This window comes from Kluyvera sp. STS39-E, assembly GCF_040932435.1.
GTDB lineage: Bacteria > Pseudomonadota > Gammaproteobacteria > Enterobacterales > Enterobacteriaceae > Kluyvera.
In genome coordinates this window covers 127,521-146,654 of record NZ_JBFQGA010000009.1, presented here as the reverse complement: position 1 = coordinate 146,654, position 19,134 = coordinate 127,521, and the positions used below count along the sequence as shown (strand labels likewise).

Sequence of the window (19,134 nt, the reverse complement as noted above, 5' to 3'; positions counted from 1 at the left end):
GGGCAACAATTATGGACAACGCAAAAGAGATTGCCAGAGATATGTTGGATGCCATTCATATTGATGGGTCCGGACTTATCGGTGCCGTGGCGAAAGGCATTATTTCCTTACCAGTCAGCCTTGCCTACCTTGGCTATGATTTTATAGATGCCGAACACCGCAGAGAGAATCAGGATGATAAATTTCGATTAGCAGCGCTGGTTAAAAAAATAACCTTTAACGATAAAATTATTTATAAAGTTATTGAACCATTTATAGATGATTTTATATCTCGGGTTGATATGCCTTCTGTTACACTTCACATCATCGGTAATAGTGCGGGTAAGGCACTTTTTTCACAATTTACTGGTGTGAAATTGGGATATATGATTTCGGAACGAGCAACAACTGCATTGTTTGCGGGCACAGTGATCGGATCGTTACTTTCAATTGGCGCAGAGGCATCGCGTGCAATTTACACATCACGATATTTACGGCAAAGAAACCCTGAGGTTTATTACAAATTGAAAAATATGGGGGATTTGGACCTTTTATATTTCCTTGTCGAAGATACAGTCAAACCTTTCGAAAAAGCATGTAGCATACATGAACTCAATCCAGAAGAGTTTAGTAGGATTTGCAAATATTTCTTTGGTGGATTATGAATATTTTTGGAAAAATAATTTCTATTGTGCTTAATATTATTTGTGCAGTTGGCGCGACGCTTGTGCTTTGTGGGCTACTTCTTGTGCTTTGGTTTTTCTTTGTATCAGAGATGGAGAACAGATTCTATTGGGGAGGAGGGGCTTTTATCGTTGCATGTCTTGGTTATGTAATTTATCGGTATGCATTCCCAAAAATTCATAAAAAATGGGGGGATCATTATTAGTTCATATTTCACTTAGTTTAAATGGATCGTTATGAGCATAAAAGATTTTATACTTATCATTGTTTCACGGATCGTGGCCAGCATCGGGATGACGCTAGGGACTATCAGTATGGTATATTTTTTCTACTGTATCTTCTTTTCTGCTAATCCTTACCGATTTGTTTTTGGAGGGGCGAGTATAGTAACCTTTATCATAGGTTATGGATTTTATAAATTCTCCCTGAAATATATTTATGATGAGTGGGATCATTATAGATAGTACTCATTATATCTGTTGAGCTTGATTTTATTCGATATCATTCTGATCCGGGACAGGAGTTATACAAATGGAAAATATATTTAAAATAACAGAGGGTATCCTTAATCGCTATAAATTAGATATTCCTACCTGCCCTTATCCGTTGGATGTGGAACGTTTTGATGGTTTAGAACAAATGAGTGCTCTATATCATTATACCATTCGTTTTACTAGCCCACATCCGGACGTTACGGCTGAAATGATGTTGAGTAAAACAGCAACGCTGAGCATGGGGATGGGGGAACTATTTACTCCTATTGTCGGTAAAATTGTCCATGGTGTGGTGACAAATTTCCGGCGCCTGACAGGCTCACGCGATCAGGTTACGTATGAAATTATTCTGGAACCTTTTATATCCTTGTTGGATAGGCAGTATCGTACTCACCGTTTCTTCGTCAATAAATCAGTGCCGGAAGTGGTAGCGCAAATTCTTGGCGAGCATGGTTTGAAGGGGTGGGAATATGAGTTCGCCCTCAAGGCTGAGTATCCGAAACGCGAACAGATAAACCAGTATCAGGAAAACGACCTCGCATTTATCGAACGCCTGTTGGCCGAGGTAGGCATTTTTTACTTCTTCACTCTGCAGCCGGATACGCAGACTGAGGTGGTGCACTTCGCGGACAAACAGAGTGCTTGGGCGTTTGGCAAAACGCTGCCGCTAAACAGCCCGTCAGGGACGAATGACAACGGCATTGATTCAGTATGGGGCGTGCATGTCTGGCATAACGTGGTAGAGCGCTCGGTCACCGCCAGTGATTACAATCACCGTGAAGCCCAGAATATCTTGACTTCAGCGCCGGCGGACATGACTCGCGGAGACGGGGAGGGGAACACTTACGGTGATGTGTATCACTACCGCCCACGTCACCTTGAGCGCGGTGATAAAATCACACCGACGGCAGAAACCGGTAACTTCTGGGCGCGTCTGGAGCACGAACGTTTCCTGTCTACCCAGACCACGGTAACTGGCAGCAGTACTGACCATGCCTTGGGTCCGGCGCAGGTACTGACCATCACTGAGACGGCTATCCTGCCGACACTGCCTCGAGAAACAGAAAACGGGGTCGTCATTATCAGCGCCGGTTACTCAGCCAGCCGTCAGAACGCGCTGAAGGTGGAGTGGGCGGCAATGCCATATTACGAGAACCGCTGCTGGCGTCCTGCCGCTAAAAAGCGTCCGGTAGTCAGCGGTACGCTGACGGCCCGCATAACCAGCGCTAAAGAGAACGATATCTACGCCTGGCAGGATGCCTCGGGGATGTACCGAGTGAAATTCGATGCCGACCGCGATGATAAGCGCCAGGGCCAGGAAAGCATGCTCGTGCGCTTCGCCAAACCTTACGGTGGTGACAAATACGGTTTCCACTTCCCGCTGATACAGGGCACAGAAGTTGCCATTGCGTTCCATGAAGGCGATCCGGACCGTCCTTATATCGCTCATGCCCTGCACGACTCCCGCCACGTTGACCATGTCACGGAGGCTAACAGCACGCGCAACGTTATCCGCACAGCGGGTCTGAACAAACTGCGGATGGAGGACAAGCGCGGGGAGGAGCACGTTAAGCTCAGCACGGAGTATGGGGGGAAGACGCAGCTTAATTTGGGGCATAACGTGGATGCCTCCCGTGAGTTGCGTGGTGAAGGGGCTGAACTTCGTACCGACAGGCACGTTTCCATCCGGGGTGGAGCTGGGGTGTTTATCACTGCAGATAAACAGCCGTTTGCTGGGGACAAGATGCTTTCCATGCAGGAGGCGATTGCCCAGCTCGAGAATGCACTGAGTATTGCCCGAACCATGTCAGACGCAGCTGAAACCGCGCAGGCGCTACCCGCTGATATTCAGAGTCAGGTGAAGTTGACTGATGCCCTCAAAGATCTGGTGCAGCCAGGAATGGTGTTGAATGCACCTGAAGGAGTAAGCATCACCAGTCCGCAGGCTGTGCGTGTGGCTTCTGGTGCAGCCAGTGTAGGGATCATGTCCCAGCAAAATACTGATATCAGCGCGCTTAAGCGTTTTACTGTGGCTGCGGGTGAAGCTGTGAGTATGTTGGCTCGTAAGGCCGGGATGAAACTCTTTGCTGTTAAGGGAAAGGTAGAAATTCAGGCTCAGGATGATGCGCTTGATGCGATAGCCAAAAAGGATGTGACCGTAACCAGTACGGAAGGGCGGGTTGAAATCACGGCAGCGAAAGATGTCGTGCTGAAAAACCTGGATGGATCGTTCATCCAGTTGCAGGGTAAAAATATTATTCTGGGCTGTGAAGGTAATATCCTGTGGAAATGCGCCAACGCGCAGAAAATGGGTGCCGCCAGCTCTACATCCTCCGCACCTGATTTTCCTGGTGGGTATAGTGAGTATTTCGTGGCGCACGATGATAAAACTGGGCAGATCACACCGAACACTCGCTATCGGATTACGACTGGTAAGGGTGTTGTCTATTCAGGGGTGACTGATTCTGAGGGCAAAACCGCAGAAATCTTCACCGCATTATCAGATAAGATAAAAGTTGAACTCGGATAATTAGCTCGGATACACCAGAATAAATTTAACAGGAGTTGCCTCCATGAGTAATACGACAGAAACCGTTCATGGTAGTGGTAAAACAGGGATGCAAGCGAATGGTATCAAAGCCAATCATGTTACTGGCATCCGACTATATTTCCATGCAGATAGTGAAACATTTCTGGCTGTTGACGGTGATAAGCTTGAGCAGGAAAGTAATGAGCTAAATAGGTTGTTAGGTGACCAGGTTGATACGCAAATGCGCATAGATGATCTAACAGCTCAGTGCACAAAATTAAGCTGGGGGCAGGTTGGGGAGAAACAGGTTCTCCAAACTCAGATACAACAAGAAGTCCAAAGACTTGATGGTCTCAATAAAAAGTTGAAAGTTAAACTGACGACGCTTACACCGACAGAGGAACTTCCGAAAGCCACACTTCTTGACAGCAGTAGCAAAAGTGCTGTCGGGTTAATGGAATTAATTGAGGTTCGCGGAAATATGAAAGGTGTTCGGTATATTTACGCTATGTCAGATCAAATTAACAGCCAGTGGCGGCGTTATCCTCTTGGGGAAGGAGATAAAAAATCTGGAGGCAAAAGTTTTGTCGTCACTGAGTCATATACTGATAGTGAAGGAAAGACAAAAACACGGGAAAGAATTGATTATGACAAGCTCAAATCCCAGGTAAGTAAGATAAAACCAAAAATGCTGAAGGCTGAACAGGAATTATTGGAACAGCATACAGGTGTTCTTGGACAGTGGGCCAGAGATATGAATGATAGCCTTAAACATTCTCCATACCAGGGGGATAGATTTGGCTTTGATTCCCAATCCCAGCTCATGCGCTGGACTTATGGCGCGGGTTTAACGGAAGAATTAAACCCATTTGAAGTAGATTTTCGTAACAAGGGTAAAAAGTTAAAAAAGGAAGCTGCCACTAGCGGAAAAGCAAGTGCTTACGCAAGTCTTGCTCTCGCTGAGTCTAAAAGTAAATTAACCCTGTCGCTTCCTGACATACACGGTATTACGATGACCTATCCGCTGAAGCCAGAAATGGGTGGGGGAACCGGTAATTTGGGTACACTGCGTTTTGACTTTGAACTGGCATTGGCCGGTAGTGTTGGTGCAAGCTTAGGTGTTGAACTCGGCGTATCGATGAAAAGTAACTGGGCAAAAGGAGTTCCCGGATCTTCAGACAATACAGGCGCTCCCGGAGAGCGAAAAATAGATATAAGCAAAGCTGTTGAGGATCCAGAAACCACGGGAGAATTAACTGTTTTTGCCGGAGCCCAAGCCTCAGCGAATCTTTCAGGTGCTATTAAATGGCTTAACCCTGACAAAAAGGATTTAAAATATACGCAACTGGCAAAAGTGGCATTAGGGGCTACGGCTCAAATGGGAGTGGGTTGGAATGGTTCTTTCCGGTTCAGTTACGAAAATGGAAGAGTCAAGGTTCTGGCGAGAGCTGGAATGTGTTGGGGAGGAGGGGGAAAAGGAAGTGTTGCTTTTGATATAGATGGAGAGGCAATTATTACCGATTTCATGCCATGCTTAACCTACATGCTTCGGAATGCTGATTATATTCAGCTGTCAGAGAATGTAATCAGAGAGGGGGATTTTTATGCATTCTGCGCTTTACCGTTACTTATCGGTATGTACGGAGCTAATCAGTTGACTGATCATTTAGAAAAAGAAACAGCTCTGATATTAGAAAGGTTAAGAGATAGCTGGGATGAAAAAGAGCGGCGTGTACAGTTAATGCAACACATTTTAGATACACAAGGGGAGTGTTTAAGATATTCACCTCCCGAAAGTAAAGGAGCAGCGATCGCTTCGTTGACCGAGCGAAATTTCTGGGATGATGTTGCCAGCCCCGCAAGCCATGCCCAAACGAAGTGTGAAGGTCAGGTGACATATAGTGCAAGAAAACGGGCCGTACTGCTGTCATTACGTTGGATTCAGTCAAAAAGAGATTATGAAAATGTTATGCAGCATCTATCAAAAGCATTCGAAATATCAGGTTCATGGCAATCAAACCAACAGAAAGTAGCTGATTTTCTTGCATTGGGCGAAGAGGTTCAAACATATGGATTAGGGCGTGTTGTCCCAAATGCATCCTCCGTTAAGCTTTTTCCAAGCCATTACGCCAAAAATTTAATCTCAATCTACGAAAGCTTACCTGAATCAATAGATGTTCGTGGTAATGAATTGAAATCATTATCGGAAGTTTCTCCTTTTTTGATGGGAAGCTGCACCAGAGTTGTTGTTGATGGCATGGAGTTGAAAAAATGAAAATAAATAAAATTACTTTTTTTATAGCTATTAGTAGTTTCATTATTACTGGTTGCAATGAAGAAAAAGGCCAACAAGAACAAAGGAAATTAGCTTCACAGATTGTCGATTCAATGGTAACAGTAGATGGTGGGCGTTATCAGATGGGGGATTTTGGGCCTCTCGTTGGAGAAAAACTACCGTTCAGCAATGATAATAATAACAAGCCGCTGCATTGGGTTGATTTGACGAAATTCAAAATGGCAAAAAACAGAGTGACGTGGGGAGAATTTAATTTATGGTTATCTTTAACTAACAAAGATGCCAATAAATATTATAAGAAAATTTCAAATAGAAAAGTTGAAAGTAAATATGACGAACGTATGCTTAAGTACATTGGCGATGATTATCCAGCGGTGGCTAATTGGTCGGATGCATCTTCGTTTTGCCACTGGGTCGGTGGTGTTTTAGGACGGAAAGTATCATTGCCCACGGAAGCCCAATGGGAATATGCTGCACGCAGTCGCGGAAAGTTTAGACAGTTTGCTAATAGTGATAATATTTATGATCTAAGTGTTCCCGATTCAAAACTTAATTTTACTCACGACAGATCTCCAGTAGGCGCTTTTCCGCCAAATCCACTGGGACTTTATGACATGATGGGTAATGGGCATGACTGGGTTAATGACTGGTATGCTGATGATTATTATCAGCATTCGCCTGAAAAAGATCCTCAGGGGCCAGCTAATGGGACTGAAAAAGTAGTAAGAGGTTACTTAGGGTCAATGTTTGGTTTGTATGATATTACTCGAGGAAGCAATAAGCCGGAAACTGAATCAACAGGCTATGGATTCCGTTGTGTAGAAAACTAAATTACAGGGATAATGTTGCCAGCCCCGCCCCAAAATTTGGTTTCATTAACAGACCAAATCCAGGTTGGGTTCGCGTAGTGTGGAATATGAATGGAGAGAAGGTATGAGGCTAATAGTTAAAGCAATATCATTGTTATTTCTGGTCGGTTGTAACAGCAGTTCAGCAACTAATACAAAAGGGGATATTCATGCCCCGTTCGATGAGTGGTACTTTACATTTTCGACGCCTAGACCTCTGCCGGCCAAAGTTACACTTGTTAAACTTATTGATGTGAATAGATATGGAAAGGTCTTTCAGACAATAGATCAGCCACAAGGGCAGAGTATAGGAGTCTGAAGTCAACATGCAGGCCAAGGTATATCTCCTTTTAACAAAGCGAAATCTCCACCTCAAGTTATAAAATTTTGCTGGGATTCAATTATTGATAAAAAAGTCTATGAGACCACATTGATTTTTTCTTCAGATACAAAAAATAAAATGCTAAGTACTGAACCCAGTAATTACTCCCATGGAGATACATATTTTTTCCAATGTATAGTTATCGGGTTAGCTCCTGAAGGGAAAGTGCGAGTATGGTTAAAGAATAATGGAAGACCAAACTTAGAGCAAAAAAACACTCAGATTATCACAGTTTCTGGATCTGAATTGGATATGTGCAAAGGTGTGACGAAAAGTAACTTTAGCTATGGATATGATGACGATATCATAGACTTTATTAAAAATAAAAAATATCCTTATGGGGCATGGTGAATCATCATATTTTAAATGCGATAGGGGCTAAGTATCCGTAATTAATTCGAACCCCGGTTGGGTTCGTGCTGTCTGGAATATGCAGGGAGGAAAATCATGAAATCAATCACCAGAATAACTTTGGTTTTATTACTTGTGGGTTTTGCTAATGCCTGTGCCAGTGAGCAACCTAACAGTCTCAAAACTCCATGGGATAAATGGTACTTTGCCTTTACTACCCCAAAAGCTTTACCGGCGCAGGTTACACTATTAAAGCTGTTAGATGTTGATGGTTATGCATCGACATATAGAACTATTGATCAGCCGCGTGGAATCAGTGTCGGAAAATGGAGTGAGCGGAACTCAGCGGGGAGTACGCAGTTTAATAAAGCCGATAGATTGCCGCAGATAATGATGTTTTGCTGGGACTCGATTATTGATAAAAAAACATATCAATCAACTTTATTTTTCTCCCAAAATACATGGGATAAAATGATTAGCCCTTACCCTGATGTTTTAGAACCTGGGAAAGATGCATACCGGCAGACGATGCTGATAGGTTTGGCACCTGAGGGAAAAGTACGAGTCTGGTTGAGACAATATGGTCATTCGGACATCCCATTAAATGATACAAAAATAACGACTGTATCAGGTAAAGAACTTGATATGTGTAAAGGGGTGACAGGGCACCCTGATGGGTATGTTTACTATGGTGATACTCCTGATTTTATCAAAGGTAAGATATATCCTTATGGTAATTGGTAATCGTTGAAAACAGTGATTTTTAAAGATGTACATCACAAACCATTAATGGTCTATCATGCTTTTGTGAAAGGTGTTTTTATGAAACCATTTTACGGATTAGTATTGTTTTTTATCTCCAATCTGTGTTTTGCTGAAACGGTCACTATAGACCCAACATCAACAACTAAAGCCGACGATGCAAACTCAATTGCCAATATGTATCGTATGGGTATGGGTGTTCCGAAGGATATGAAAAAAGCATTTGAACTCTATCAGATTGCAGCTGAACTCGGAAACACGGATGCTCAGATCGATTTAGGTGATATGTATTATTCTGGAAAAGAAACCACTCAGAGCTACGAAAAGGCTAATTATTGGTATGAGAAAGCTGCGAATAAAAATAATGCCACAGCTCAGATGTATTTAGGTTACGCATACCTTAATGGCAAGGGAGTTGTAGTGAATTATGATAAAGCAAAGAGTTGGCTTGAGCTTGCAGTCAAACAAGGTGAACCTTCAGCTATGTATCATTTAGGCACGATGTTCTTTGATGGTAAAGGCGTAACTAAAGATCAAGACCAGGCTACCCCACTATTCAAAAAAAGCTGCTCCGAAGGTGATTCGAATGCGTGTGATAAGTTAAAGGAAATTAAAATAGAGAAATAATGTTCTTATCTGCATAGAGAAATGCATATGTGGAAATTAAAAAATGGAGTTTCGTATGTCTAAAGGCTTTGTATTGATTGGTGATAACACTACGCACGGCGGACAGGTTATTTCTGCCTCATCAACAATGGTAGTAAATGGCAAAAAGGTTGCTCTCGTTGGCGATAAAGTCAGCTGCCCAAAAGATGGACATGGCATTAATACCATTATTGAAGGATCGCCTGAATGGACCTCTGACGGTAAAGCCGTGGTTGTGGATGGTTGTCACTGTGAGTGCGGTTGTCAGGTGATCTCCAGTGCACCGGATTGCGTAATAGGATAAGTAATGAGCTGGGAGCGTCAGAAATCAACGATATCGGCTAAGCCCGAAGAACCTTCATTCATCCTGTGGATGATGCTGGGGGTTCTTGCGCTGGTTGGGTGCGTACTGTTGTTTGTCTTGCATGCCAATCAACTGGCCGGGCCACTTCAAACATTTAATCTTTGGGCTGTCACCGCATGCCCAACAGTTATCTGGTTTTTCTTTCTCTGTCTACGTGGCTGGCTCTATAACAATGCGGTGGACAAATACGAATTTGAATCCGGTGAAGCAGAATTTGCACAACAACAGTGGGTGAACTGGGCTGGGCGCAATATCGTAGTATTACACAGTGGCGTAATGCTACCTGCAAATCTGACGCCTCAACTTTTTTTGGCAGCCCCGCCAACACTGGAGCAAAGCACATCTCTGACCCGACGAATTTGTCAGCAAGGTAGTCACGAGGCGTATTGTTTTGTTTTGCTGTCAGGGTTAGCCAGCGCTATATCAATCCACGCTTTGTCACCACCGCTGGGAGTTTTATTCAGCATAATACTCAGTTATTTTATGTTTCCAACGGTGAACATGTCATTGTGGCCTGGCGTGGTACGCAGGAGGTGAGGGACTGGGTAACGGATATTACCTTTAGCCCACAGGTGTGCCCATCCTATCTTGCCCCGACGGGTAAAATTCATAAGGGTTTTTTAGATGCTTTTGAGTATGCTAAGGAGATGTCGCTTTCGAGTTTTGATGATATAAAATCGTTTATAATTGAAAAGAAACAACTATTCTTATGTGGGCACAGCTTAGGAGGAGCGCTGGCATTGATTTATGCCGCAGAGTTAAAATCAATAAAACCGCTTCTTTATACCTACGGTATGCCGAGGGTGTTCACCGCCGACGCCATTCTGCAGCTTACGGACATCACGCATTACCGGCACGTTAATGACTCGGATACCATTACCAGCGTACCAATGGATGTAAATCTCTATAACTGGTTTTATGAGATTTATGGTCCGATTGGTAGCGTACTGGGGACTACATGGTCCGTAGCGGAGTTGCTCTCACAAAAAATCACCGGCATTACCGTGGGGGATTGCTTTTGGCATCACGGAGATATTGTGCTGTTCTATTATACCACTCAGGTAGTGGAAAGCCTGCAATGCGAAGGCTCAATGAGCGCCCCTAAATGCCGTAGGATAAAGTACCGTCTGCCTAAAAAAACAAAATATTATTTAATTCCCTCCCTGGCGGAGGAAAAAAGTATTTCTGCGAAAAATCAGGATGTACAATTTATTCGATCTTTAACACCCGATAGCCTGAAGAAATGTTTTCCAAAAAATACCAACCCAGATTTAGACTCCATACTTACCGACCCGCGCAACCATTTTATGCCCGCCGCCTATCTGCCGTATATTAATGACCAACTGGTGGAACTGGTTTGCCCCGATGCCCCCCTGAAACGTAAAGAGAGCAGGGCCGCATTCGAAAAACAGTTGTCAGATGCCGGTATCCCGGATAATGAAAAGGAAAGAAATCGACTGTTTGCCGCGTTGCAGCGTCTGGTAGTGGAAACCCTGAGAGTGACGGAACAAATGCCTGAAGGGAAGCCCGCCCTGGAGCGTTTCCGTAAGACAAAAAAGGAATATGCTGAATGAAAATAGCTACTGTATTATACCTGCTGCCGTTATTATCACTTAGCGGTTGTGCGCTAAGCGAAAATTTCACACCTCCACCAAATGGTAAAACCGTAAAAGTTGCCGTTGTTAAACCTGTTGATGTCGATATTCTACCAATGGATGTAATTTATCGCTCGGAAAAATGCAGGGATAAAATATTTACCTCAACGGGAGCGATAACTTCCCGGGCGGGATATCACCTGCTTACCGTTTCTTTTAATCCGGAAAAAGGGAGCGATATAGTGAGCAACAATATTTTCCTTGATGGTGGCGGTCAGTATGAGTGGAGGTTAAGCAATATCCGTTTCCAGTTTAAGTTCAGTAATATGGAAAAATTTGGGGCTGATATTAAAAAGAATGTTCCTAATGATATCGTTTTTGTTTTTGATAAAAACGATCCCCCACGTGGGGATGGGCATTATGAAGATATATCTGGCGACGTTGTAATTAAGCAAGATTATTACCCCCTTGTTAGAAATGATCGCATGATAGATCATGCTAAAATTCTAAGGTTAATAAATAAAGATATGTTGACTTATAGAGTTAGCAATTCAGAGAGTCTTCTTTTTGAACCTAATGTTCACTCTGATAAGGTCATTAATGTATTAGGGCCAGAGAAATTTGGTGAAGATTCTATAACCACATATCCTGATGGCACTCAAACAACTAATGCAAAAGGGCCCGATCCTATTAATTTTGAAAAATTAAACTCGATAAAATAAACTCGGTAACTTTGAAGAGTTGCCAGTGTCTCTATAGCATTATATCAATCTTAAAAGGGAAAAGAGCAGGATCGCATTCGAAAAACAGTTGTCAGATGCCGGTGTCCCGGATAATGAAAAGGAAAGAAATCGACTGTTTGCCGCGTTGCAGCGTCTGGTAGTGGAAACCCTGAGAGTGACGGAACAAATGCCTGAAGGGAAGCCCGCCCTGGAGCGTTTCCGTAAGACAAAAAAGGAATATGCTGAATGAAAATAGCTACTGTATTATACCTGCTGCCGTTATTATCACTTAGCGGTTGTGCGCTAAGCGAAAATTTCACACCTCCACCAAATGGTAAAACCGTAAAAGTTGCCGTTGTTAAACCTGTTGATGTCGATATTCTACCAATGGATGTGATTTATCGCTCGGAAAAATGCAGGGATAAAATATTTACCTCAACGGGAGCGATAACTTCCCGGGCGGGATATCATCTATTGACTGTTCCTTTTAAGGCCGAACCGGGTAGTGATACTGTTAGTAACAGCGTTGCGCTGGATGGGGGGGGGCAGTGTGAGTGGAAACTCAGCAATATAAAATTTGATTTTCAATATCATAATATGAAGAGATTCGGGGCGGGGGTTAAGAGAAGTATACCCAGTGATATTGTTTTTGTTTTTGATAGAAATGCCCCCCCTAGGGGAGATGGGCATTTTGATGATGTCTATGGTGCTATAGAAATAAAAAAAATTACTACCCTTTAATTAGAAAGAAAAACACAGATGAGGAGATATTAGTTCTTAGTGTACAAGGCCAGCCAATGTTGACTTACCGTGTCCATGACGTAAATAGTATTGTATTTAAACCCATATTCCACTCTAACATGGTTGTTAATGCCGTTCCTCCAAAGAAGAAAGGTGATGGATATACGCTCACTTATCCTAATGGAGATGAAATAATAGATCGTTACTTCCCAAATTCAGAAAAAACGAAGTATGAATTTGTAAAACAAAAATCTCGTTAAAACATTATTAATGGCTGTTATGGGAGGGACATGTGTCTAAAGGGTTTGTACTGATCGGTGATAAAACCACGCACGGCGGACAGGTTATTTCTGCCTCATCAACAATGGTAGTAAATGGCAAAAAGGTTGCTCTCGTTGGCGATAAAGTCAGCTGCCCAAAAGATGGGCATGGCATTAATACCATTATTGAAGGATCGCCTGAATGGACCTCTGACGGTAAAGCCGTGGTTGTGGATGGTTGCCACTGTGAGTGCGGTTGTCAGGTGATCTCCAGTGCACCGGATTGCGTAATAGGATAAGTGATGAGCTGGGAGCGTCAGAAATCAACGATATCGGCTAAGCCCGAAGAACCTTCATTCATCCTGTGGATGATGATGGGGGTTTTCGCGCTGGTGGGGTGTGTACTGTTGTTTGTCCTGCATGCCAATCAACTGGCAGGGCCACTTCAAACATTTAATATTTGGGCCGTCACTGCATGCCCAACAGTTATCTGGTTTTTCTTTCTCTGTCTACGTGGCTGGCTCTATAACAATGCGGTGGACAAATACGAATTTGAATCCGGTGAAGCAGAATTTGCACAACAACAGTGGGTGAACTGGGCTGGGCGCAATATCGTAGTATTACACAGTGGCGTAATGCTACCTGCAAATCTGACGCCTCAACTTTTTTTGGCAGCCCCGCCAACACTGGAGCAAAGCACATCTCTGACCCGACGAATTTGTCAGCAAGGTAGTCACGAGGCGTATTGTTTTGTTTTGCTGTCAGGGTTAAGCCCAGCCCTGGAAAAGTTGCCTTTAGATATAGAACCCGCGGTCACGCTGCTGACCGACTCTCAAGATGATTTGCCAGCATTGCAGGATGCATTTGCACATGCTTGGCAGGCAGCCATTCTTGTTCGTCCGGTGCCGCAGTTGACCATTCTTAAGTCAAAGTCGTTCCTCTCGCTTGATGAGCGAATTAAATCACCGACGCTAGATGTGGATTTAATCCTGATTCACCAAACTCAAGGGCGAGATGCGTACAGTGATGCGCTGGCTGTCCTGTTGCTGACCACCGATGATGTTGCCACAAAATATAAGCTCTCTCTTAATGCCCGTCTTTTGCGTCCAATGGCACTTGATATGACGATTTCAGAAAATTCACTGGATACGTTTTTATCGACACAAACTCAGGCCTGTTCCACCGTCAGTATTGTTGGCGACAACGTGGAGTGGGGGAATGCTTTTCCCGGTCTGCTTGAAATAGCACAAAATTATGGCGGCCACTGGAAACCTGAACAGCTCCATTGGCTGGAGCAATATGCCGGGATCAGCGGCCCATTTTCCCCATGGATTCTGGCTGCAGTAGCTAGCGATATCGTGAATATACAAAAAGCAGACTGTCTGATGCTTTCTACAGATGGTGAGCAGAAATTTATTAATACAGTGCAAACAGGGAACAGAAATAATGAAAACGGGTAATTCGTCATGGCGTGGAGGCTGGGGCCGGCTGGGGTTCTCCGCCCTCATTGCTGGGGGGATTGCCTGGTTAATCTGGCAATTTGGTGATCAGATTGGACTGCACACTACGCTGCTGAAAAGCCTGGCGCTTGCCGGTGCGTTATTCTTGTTACTGATGCTTCGTCATGGCAAAACAATTGGCCTTGCCATCAAGCAGGGCTGGCATCGTTTTCAGGCTAAGCGAAAGAATGTCCTGCCCGCCGATGAAGGTCGCGTTAAACAAACCCCACCCCGCAACGTCACCGTCGACACCATCCGTCTCGCCATGCGTAACCTCTACGGCCGTCGCTGGGGGCGTAAAACCCGCATCCTGTTGATAACCGGTACTGCCGCTGAAGTGGAGCAACTGGCCCCTGGCCTCACTGGGCAGCTCTGGCAGGAAGATCGTGGGACATTGCTGTTGTGGGGCGGTGATCTCAATACGCCAGCAGACAATACTTGGCTAACCGCGCTGCGCAAACTGCGCCGCCGTCCGGTGGATGGTCTGGTGTGGGTGACCTCAGCGTTCGAACAGTTATCAGCACCGGGGTTGGAGCCGCCATTACCCGTGCCGTCTGAAAGCACCATGGACTCCCTGTCTCATGCCATCAGCACTCGTATGGATACGCTGGGCTGGAAAATTCCCCTGTACGTTTGGTCCCTGCATCCACGCGCCGGTCAGCCGGCAGGCCGCGTTGTGCAGGCGACAGGCTGTCTGCTGCCTTCCGGGTGTCGCACCGAGGAGTTGGCTGAACAACTCACAACCCTGACGCCGGAACTGACCTCGCAAGGCCTACAACAGGCCTGCAATGAGGTGACACACAACTTCCTGCTGACGCTTGCTGACCAGCTCATCCGCGCGCCGGAGAGCATCATCGCGCCGTTGTCGGTGATGCTAAACCCGTATCGCCCACTGCCGCTGGCGGGCGTGGTGTTCAGCCAGCCTTCTGCCGGCGCGGAGCGTGCCGTGGCGCATCACTGGGGCATGGATAAGCGCTGGGATATTCTGCCTGAATCTGTCCGGATGCTTCCTGCTGGGCTGCGCCCCGTTAAACCGGGGATTCCGTGGCGTAAGGCGATGGCGTCTGTTGCTGCGCTCACGATGATAGGATGGGCCGCCTGGATGGGCATTGCCTATGTCACCAACCGCACCCAGATTGACGGCGCCAATACCCTAGCCTCGATGGCTTCCCGGCAAAATCAGCCGCTCGAGCAGCGCCTGCATGCGCTGTCGGAGCTACAAAAAACGCTGTCTCGTCTGCAGTACCGGTCAGAACACGGCGTGCCATGGTATGAGCGTGCCGGGCTAAGTCAGAACAATGCGCTGCTGGCGGCACTTTGGCCGAGTTACCAGAACAGTGCATTGCCTCTGCTACGGGATGCGGCAGCCGATCATTTAAAGCGTCAGCTCGGCGCCTTTAATGCTCTGCCGCCGGGCAGTCCGCTGCGCGAACAGATGGCGAAAAGCACTTGGGAACAGCTGAAACTCTACCTGATGCTGGCGCGTCCGGAACATATGGATGCTGCCTGGTTCAGCTCTGCATTAATGAGCGACTGGCCGAAGCGTGACGGCGTGAAGGACGGCGCCTGGCAGGGGATGGCTCCGTCGCTGCTGTCGTTCTACGGCACACAGCTGATTGCGCATCCAGAGTGGAAACTCCGCGCGGATGAGGGCATGGTCAGCCAGGCGCGTTCGCTGCTGGTTCGCCTAATGGGTGTGCGTAACAGCGAATCAACCCTCTACCAAAAGATGCTCTCGCAGGTGGCGCACCTGTATGTCGATATGCGCCTTGAAGACATGACTGGTGATACCGATGTATCCCGTCTGTTCAGCTCCACTGAGGTTGTGCCAGGCATGTTTACCCGTCACGCCTGGGAGCAGGCTGTGCAGCCGGCCATTGAGAAAGTGGTGAAAGCGCGCCGGGATGAGCTCGACTGGGTGCTCACGGACAGTAAGCACCAGGTGAACAGCCAGGATGAAACCTCTCCGGAAGTACTGAAAATGCGTCTGACGGAGCGCTATTTTGCTGACTTTGGCGGGGCCTGGCTTGAATTTTTGAACAGCCTGCGCTGGAACCGGGCCACCACCTTGTCCGATTCCATTGACCAGTTAACCCTGATGGCCGACGTGCGCCAGTCTCCTCTGGTCGCACTCATGAATACCCTGAATGTGCAGGGGCGTACCGGACAAACCGGGGAGGCGATTGCGGATTCACTCGTGAAATCGGCAAAAAACCTGCTGGGGAATGACCCTAAAGATGCCATTGACCAGAGCGCCGGTGTGTATGGCCCGCTGGACGCAACCTTCGGGCCGGTGCTGGCGTTGATGGACAAGAGCCGCACCGGTGCACAAGACCTCAGCCTGCAGTCATACCTGACCCGAGTGACCCAGGTCCGCTTGCGCCTGCAGCAGGTAACCAACGCCGCTGACCCACAGGCCATGACCCAGACTATTGCCCAGACGGTATTCCAAGGAAAAGCCGTTGATCTGACCGAAACCCGCGACTACGGCAGTCTGATTGCTGCCGGGCTCGGTCAGGAGTGGAGCGGATTTGGACGCACGGTGTTCGTCAACCCGATGGAGTTGGCTTGGCAGCAGGTGCTGACCCCGGCGGCTGACAGCCTCAATGCCCAGTGGCAACAGGCTGTCGTCAATGAGTGGAATTCAGCGTTTGGCAGTCGCTATCCGTTTAACGTTGCCAGCAGCGATGTTTCCCTGCCGTTGCTCGCCAAATACCTCAATGCTGATGCCGGGCGGATTGCGCAATTTCTGCAGACCCGACTCAAAGGCGTCCTGCACAAAGAAGGCAACCATTGGGTGCCTGACAGCATCAATTCACAAGGGCTGGTATTTAATCCGGCATTCCTCAATGCCATCAACACCCTGAGCCATATCTCGGATGTGGCCTTCACTGAAGGCAATGCTGGGATGAACTTCGAGCTGCGGCCAGGCACCGCCGAAGGCGTGATGCAGACTGACTTGATTATCGACAGCCAGAAGCTGACTTATGTGAATCAGTTACCCGCGTGGAAGCGCTTTACTTGGCCTGCGGACACCGAAGCGCCCGGTGCAAACCTAAGCTGGATTAGCACCCAGGCGGGTACCCGCCAGTATGCGGATATTCCGGGCAGTTGGGGGCTGATACGGCTTCTTGATAAAGCCAACGTGAAAGCGTATCCGGGCATGGGGAGCAGTTACAGCGTGAGCTGGAAGGCTCAGGATGGCCGCATGCTCAACTATACCCTGCGTACCGAAGTCGGTGAAGGGCCGCTGGTGTTGCTGAAACTGCGCAATTTCCGTCTGCCGGAAACCATCTTTAACACAACCGGTATGGCAGCGTCAGAGCAGGTCGCCAGTGCGTCCAGTGATACAGAGGAAGTCTACTAATGAGCTCGCTGAATACCTTACTCAATGCCTGCCAAACAGAGCAGGTACCACTGCTAGCGATGACCCGAGAACACGTGGCGAGATGGGACAACTGGCTGCAGCCGCTGTCTGGTACATCGCCTGTGGGCGAAGACCCCGGTTATGACGATGACTTCCAGCAGATGCGTGAAGAGGTCAACAAGCTCTCTGGGGCAGATACCGAACTCATCTGCCGGCTTGCGGAGAAACTGCTGACCACCACCGCGAAAGACATTCGTGTCGCGACGTACTACTGCTGGGCCAGGCTGCACCGTGAAGGCGAGCAGGGGCTGGCTGAAGGGCTTGAACTGTTGGCTGGTTTGCTGGATCGCTTTGGTACACAACTGTATCCGCAGCGTGACCGCAGTCGTAAGGCGGCGTTGGAATGGCTAGCGGGTTCGCGCATGACGGATTCGCTCTCGCTGTACCCGGAAGTGGTCAGGGAGGAGGCGATGCGCACCACCGGGGCGCTGTTGCTGATTGCGCTGCTTACCGAAAAAGAACCGGATGAAATACGCCCGGGTCTGAACGCGCTGTACGGTGCACTGGAAAGCCGTCTGCAAAAAGCGGGTGGCGTGGATGCGGTGGTGCCGCAGAACGCCAGCGCCAGCGAAACCCCTTCGACGACCAATCACAACGATGTCCCGGTCATTGGACGCATCACCTCCGGTCAGGATTTGCTGGCTCAGGCCCGCACGCTCGCTGAATATCTGCGTGAGCAGCCCGACGGTTGGCTGTCGGCGCACCATCTGATGAAAAGCCTGCGCCACGATACCCTGCGGACCATTCCCGCCCCGGATGCGCAGGGCCGCACACGCATCGAGCCGCCAAGGGCAGATCAGCGTGCCCTGCTCAAACGCCTTTACCTGCAGCAGAACTGGGCTGAGATGCTCGAAACGGCGGACAGCACTTTTTCCCGCGGGGCCAATCACCTGTGGTTGGATTTGCAGTGGTATATCCACCAAGCGCTGACGAAGTCCGGCCAAGATACGCTGGCCGATATTATCGCCACCGACCTTAAAGGTCTGCTGACCCGCCTGTCCGGGCTTGAAACGCTGGCATTCAGCGACGGTACGCCGTTTGCGGATGAAGTGACGCTGAACTGGATCCGGCAGAGCGTGCTGGATACGGCTGGCGGTTGGGGCAATGACTCGCCATCAGCTCCGGCAACCGCCGGCAACGATGACATTCTGGCACTAGAGCCGGAGGCGCTGGCGCTGGCGGACAGCGACGGCCCGGAAGCGGCACTGGCTTGGCTCCAGAACCGATCGGGCGCCTCTACCGCGCGGCAACAGTGGTTGCTGCGGCTGCTGATGGGCCGCATTGCTGAGCAGTACGGTAAAAATGAGCTGGCGGCGCACCTGTTTGCACAATTGGGTGAGCATGCAGGGGAACTGTCCCTCAACGACTGGGAACCTGAACTGCTGTTTGAAGTTCGCGCTCGCCATCTGAAAATCCTGCGACTGAAAGCGGGTCGCAGTGAGGTTGACAAAACCCGCCTTACACCGGTCATGGACCACTTGCTAGCCGAGTTGATCGCGACCGATGCGGCAAGGGCCGTTGTGCTTTGCGGTTAGAACCACAGGAAAATGAACAG

General features: G+C 47.7%; 16 protein-coding genes. All 16 read left to right on the top strand.

Features of this window, described 5'->3' with window-relative positions; genetic code table 11:
- Positions 1–11 precede the first annotated feature (11 nt).
- The 16 genes from AB4K05_RS19665 to tssA all read left to right on the top strand — a co-directional run bounded on the left by AB4K05_RS19665 (position 12) and on the right by tssA (position 19,114).
- On the top strand, positions 12–644 hold the full coding sequence (locus AB4K05_RS19665) for a hypothetical protein (protein WP_368481554.1): 633 nt from the start codon (positions 12–14) through the stop codon (positions 642–644).
- Between the two features lie 550 nt (positions 645–1,194).
- Entirely contained in the window at positions 1,195–3,687 is a 2,493-nt protein-coding gene (locus tag AB4K05_RS19660; protein WP_368481553.1) for a type VI secretion system Vgr family protein, read from the top strand.
- Between the two features lie 43 nt (positions 3,688–3,730).
- Positions 3,731–5,962: a hypothetical protein gene (locus AB4K05_RS19655; protein WP_368481552.1), complete on the top strand. Its 2,232-nt coding sequence runs from the start codon at positions 3,731–3,733 to the stop codon at positions 5,960–5,962.
- Complete coding sequence (locus AB4K05_RS19650) at positions 5,959–6,813, top strand: formylglycine-generating enzyme family protein (RefSeq protein ID WP_368481551.1); 855 nt, start codon at positions 5,959–5,961, stop codon at positions 6,811–6,813. The genes AB4K05_RS19655 and AB4K05_RS19650 overlap by 4 nt, the downstream gene beginning before the upstream one ends.
- A 358-nt stretch (positions 6,814–7,171) precedes the next feature.
- On the top strand, positions 7,172–7,564 hold the full coding sequence (locus AB4K05_RS19645) for a DUF2931 family protein (RefSeq protein WP_368481626.1): 393 nt from the start codon (positions 7,172–7,174) through the stop codon (positions 7,562–7,564).
- 96 nt (positions 7,565–7,660) lie between these two features.
- Positions 7,661–8,308 (top strand): DUF2931 family protein, encoded by a 648-nt coding sequence (locus tag AB4K05_RS19640; protein WP_368481550.1) that lies wholly within the window; start codon positions 7,661–7,663, stop codon positions 8,306–8,308.
- A 78-nt stretch (positions 8,309–8,386) separates the two neighbouring features.
- A complete protein-coding gene (locus AB4K05_RS19635; protein WP_368481549.1) occupies positions 8,387–8,953 on the top strand; it encodes a tetratricopeptide repeat protein in 567 nt (188 codons plus the stop codon).
- 55 nt (positions 8,954–9,008) lie between these two features.
- On the top strand, positions 9,009–9,275 hold the full coding sequence (locus AB4K05_RS19630; protein ID WP_071995313.1) for a PAAR domain-containing protein: 267 nt from the start codon (positions 9,009–9,011) through the stop codon (positions 9,273–9,275).
- A 3-nt stretch (positions 9,276–9,278) separates the two neighbouring features.
- Positions 9,279–9,872 carry a hypothetical protein gene (locus tag AB4K05_RS19625; RefSeq protein WP_368481548.1) on the top strand — a complete coding sequence of 198 codons (594 nt, stop codon included), beginning with the start codon at positions 9,279–9,281 and terminating at the stop codon, positions 9,870–9,872.
- The gene (locus AB4K05_RS19620; protein ID WP_368481547.1) at positions 9,845–10,909 is read left to right on the top strand and encodes a lipase family protein; all 1,065 of its coding nucleotides are present in this window, start codon (positions 9,845–9,847) and stop codon (positions 10,907–10,909) included. The genes AB4K05_RS19625 and AB4K05_RS19620 overlap by 28 nt, the downstream gene beginning before the upstream one ends.
- Complete coding sequence (locus AB4K05_RS19615) at positions 10,906–11,652, top strand: hypothetical protein (RefSeq protein ID WP_368481546.1); 747 nt, start codon at positions 10,906–10,908, stop codon at positions 11,650–11,652. Before AB4K05_RS19620 ends, AB4K05_RS19615 begins: the two co-directional genes overlap by 4 nt.
- 246 nt (positions 11,653–11,898) lie before the next feature.
- Positions 11,899–12,393 carry a hypothetical protein gene (locus AB4K05_RS19610; RefSeq protein WP_368481545.1) on the top strand — a complete coding sequence of 165 codons (495 nt, stop codon included), beginning with the start codon at positions 11,899–11,901 and terminating at the stop codon, positions 12,391–12,393.
- A 292-nt stretch (positions 12,394–12,685) separates the two neighbouring features.
- Entirely contained in the window at positions 12,686–12,952 is a 267-nt protein-coding gene (locus tag AB4K05_RS19605) for a PAAR domain-containing protein (protein ID WP_368481544.1), read from the top strand.
- 3 nt (positions 12,953–12,955) lie between these two features.
- On the top strand, positions 12,956–14,113 hold the full coding sequence (locus AB4K05_RS19600; RefSeq protein ID WP_368481543.1) for a hypothetical protein: 1,158 nt from the start codon (positions 12,956–12,958) through the stop codon (positions 14,111–14,113).
- Positions 14,100–17,519 (top strand): ImcF-related family protein, encoded by a 3,420-nt coding sequence (locus tag AB4K05_RS19595; protein WP_368481542.1) that lies wholly within the window; start codon positions 14,100–14,102, stop codon positions 17,517–17,519. Before AB4K05_RS19600 ends, AB4K05_RS19595 begins: the two co-directional genes overlap by 14 nt.
- Positions 17,519–19,114, top strand: a complete 1,596-nt coding sequence (tssA, locus tag AB4K05_RS19590; RefSeq protein WP_368481541.1) for a type VI secretion system protein TssA — start codon at positions 17,519–17,521, stop codon at positions 19,112–19,114. The genes AB4K05_RS19595 and tssA overlap by 1 nt, the downstream gene beginning before the upstream one ends.
- Positions 19,115–19,134 lie beyond the last annotated feature (20 nt).

What these genes read in the sequence shown, in the direction of transcription:
- AB4K05_RS19665 (WP_368481554.1), top strand. Translation starts at nt 12, where the DNA reads ATGGACAACGCAAAAGAGATTGCCAGAGATATGTTGGATGCCATTCAT.
- AB4K05_RS19660 (WP_368481553.1), top strand. Translation starts at nt 1,195, where the DNA reads ATGGAAAATATATTTAAAATAACAGAGGGTATCCTTAATCGCTATAAA.
- AB4K05_RS19655 (WP_368481552.1), top strand. Translation starts at nt 3,731, where the DNA reads ATGAGTAATACGACAGAAACCGTTCATGGTAGTGGTAAAACAGGGATG.
- AB4K05_RS19650 (WP_368481551.1), top strand. Translation starts at nt 5,959, where the DNA reads ATGAAAATAAATAAAATTACTTTTTTTATAGCTATTAGTAGTTTCATT.
- AB4K05_RS19640 (WP_368481550.1), top strand. Translation starts at nt 7,661, where the DNA reads ATGAAATCAATCACCAGAATAACTTTGGTTTTATTACTTGTGGGTTTT.
- AB4K05_RS19635 (WP_368481549.1), top strand. Translation starts at nt 8,387, where the DNA reads ATGAAACCATTTTACGGATTAGTATTGTTTTTTATCTCCAATCTGTGT.
- AB4K05_RS19630 (WP_071995313.1), top strand. Translation starts at nt 9,009, where the DNA reads ATGTCTAAAGGCTTTGTATTGATTGGTGATAACACTACGCACGGCGGA.
- AB4K05_RS19625 (WP_368481548.1), top strand. Translation starts at nt 9,279, where the DNA reads ATGAGCTGGGAGCGTCAGAAATCAACGATATCGGCTAAGCCCGAAGAA.
- AB4K05_RS19615 (WP_368481546.1), top strand. Translation starts at nt 10,906, where the DNA reads ATGAAAATAGCTACTGTATTATACCTGCTGCCGTTATTATCACTTAGC.
- AB4K05_RS19610 (WP_368481545.1), top strand. Translation starts at nt 11,899, where the DNA reads ATGAAAATAGCTACTGTATTATACCTGCTGCCGTTATTATCACTTAGC.
- AB4K05_RS19600 (WP_368481543.1), top strand. Translation starts at nt 12,956, where the DNA reads ATGAGCTGGGAGCGTCAGAAATCAACGATATCGGCTAAGCCCGAAGAA.
- AB4K05_RS19595 (WP_368481542.1), top strand. Translation starts at nt 14,100, where the DNA reads ATGAAAACGGGTAATTCGTCATGGCGTGGAGGCTGGGGCCGGCTGGGG.
- tssA (WP_368481541.1), top strand. Translation starts at nt 17,519, where the DNA reads ATGAGCTCGCTGAATACCTTACTCAATGCCTGCCAAACAGAGCAGGTA.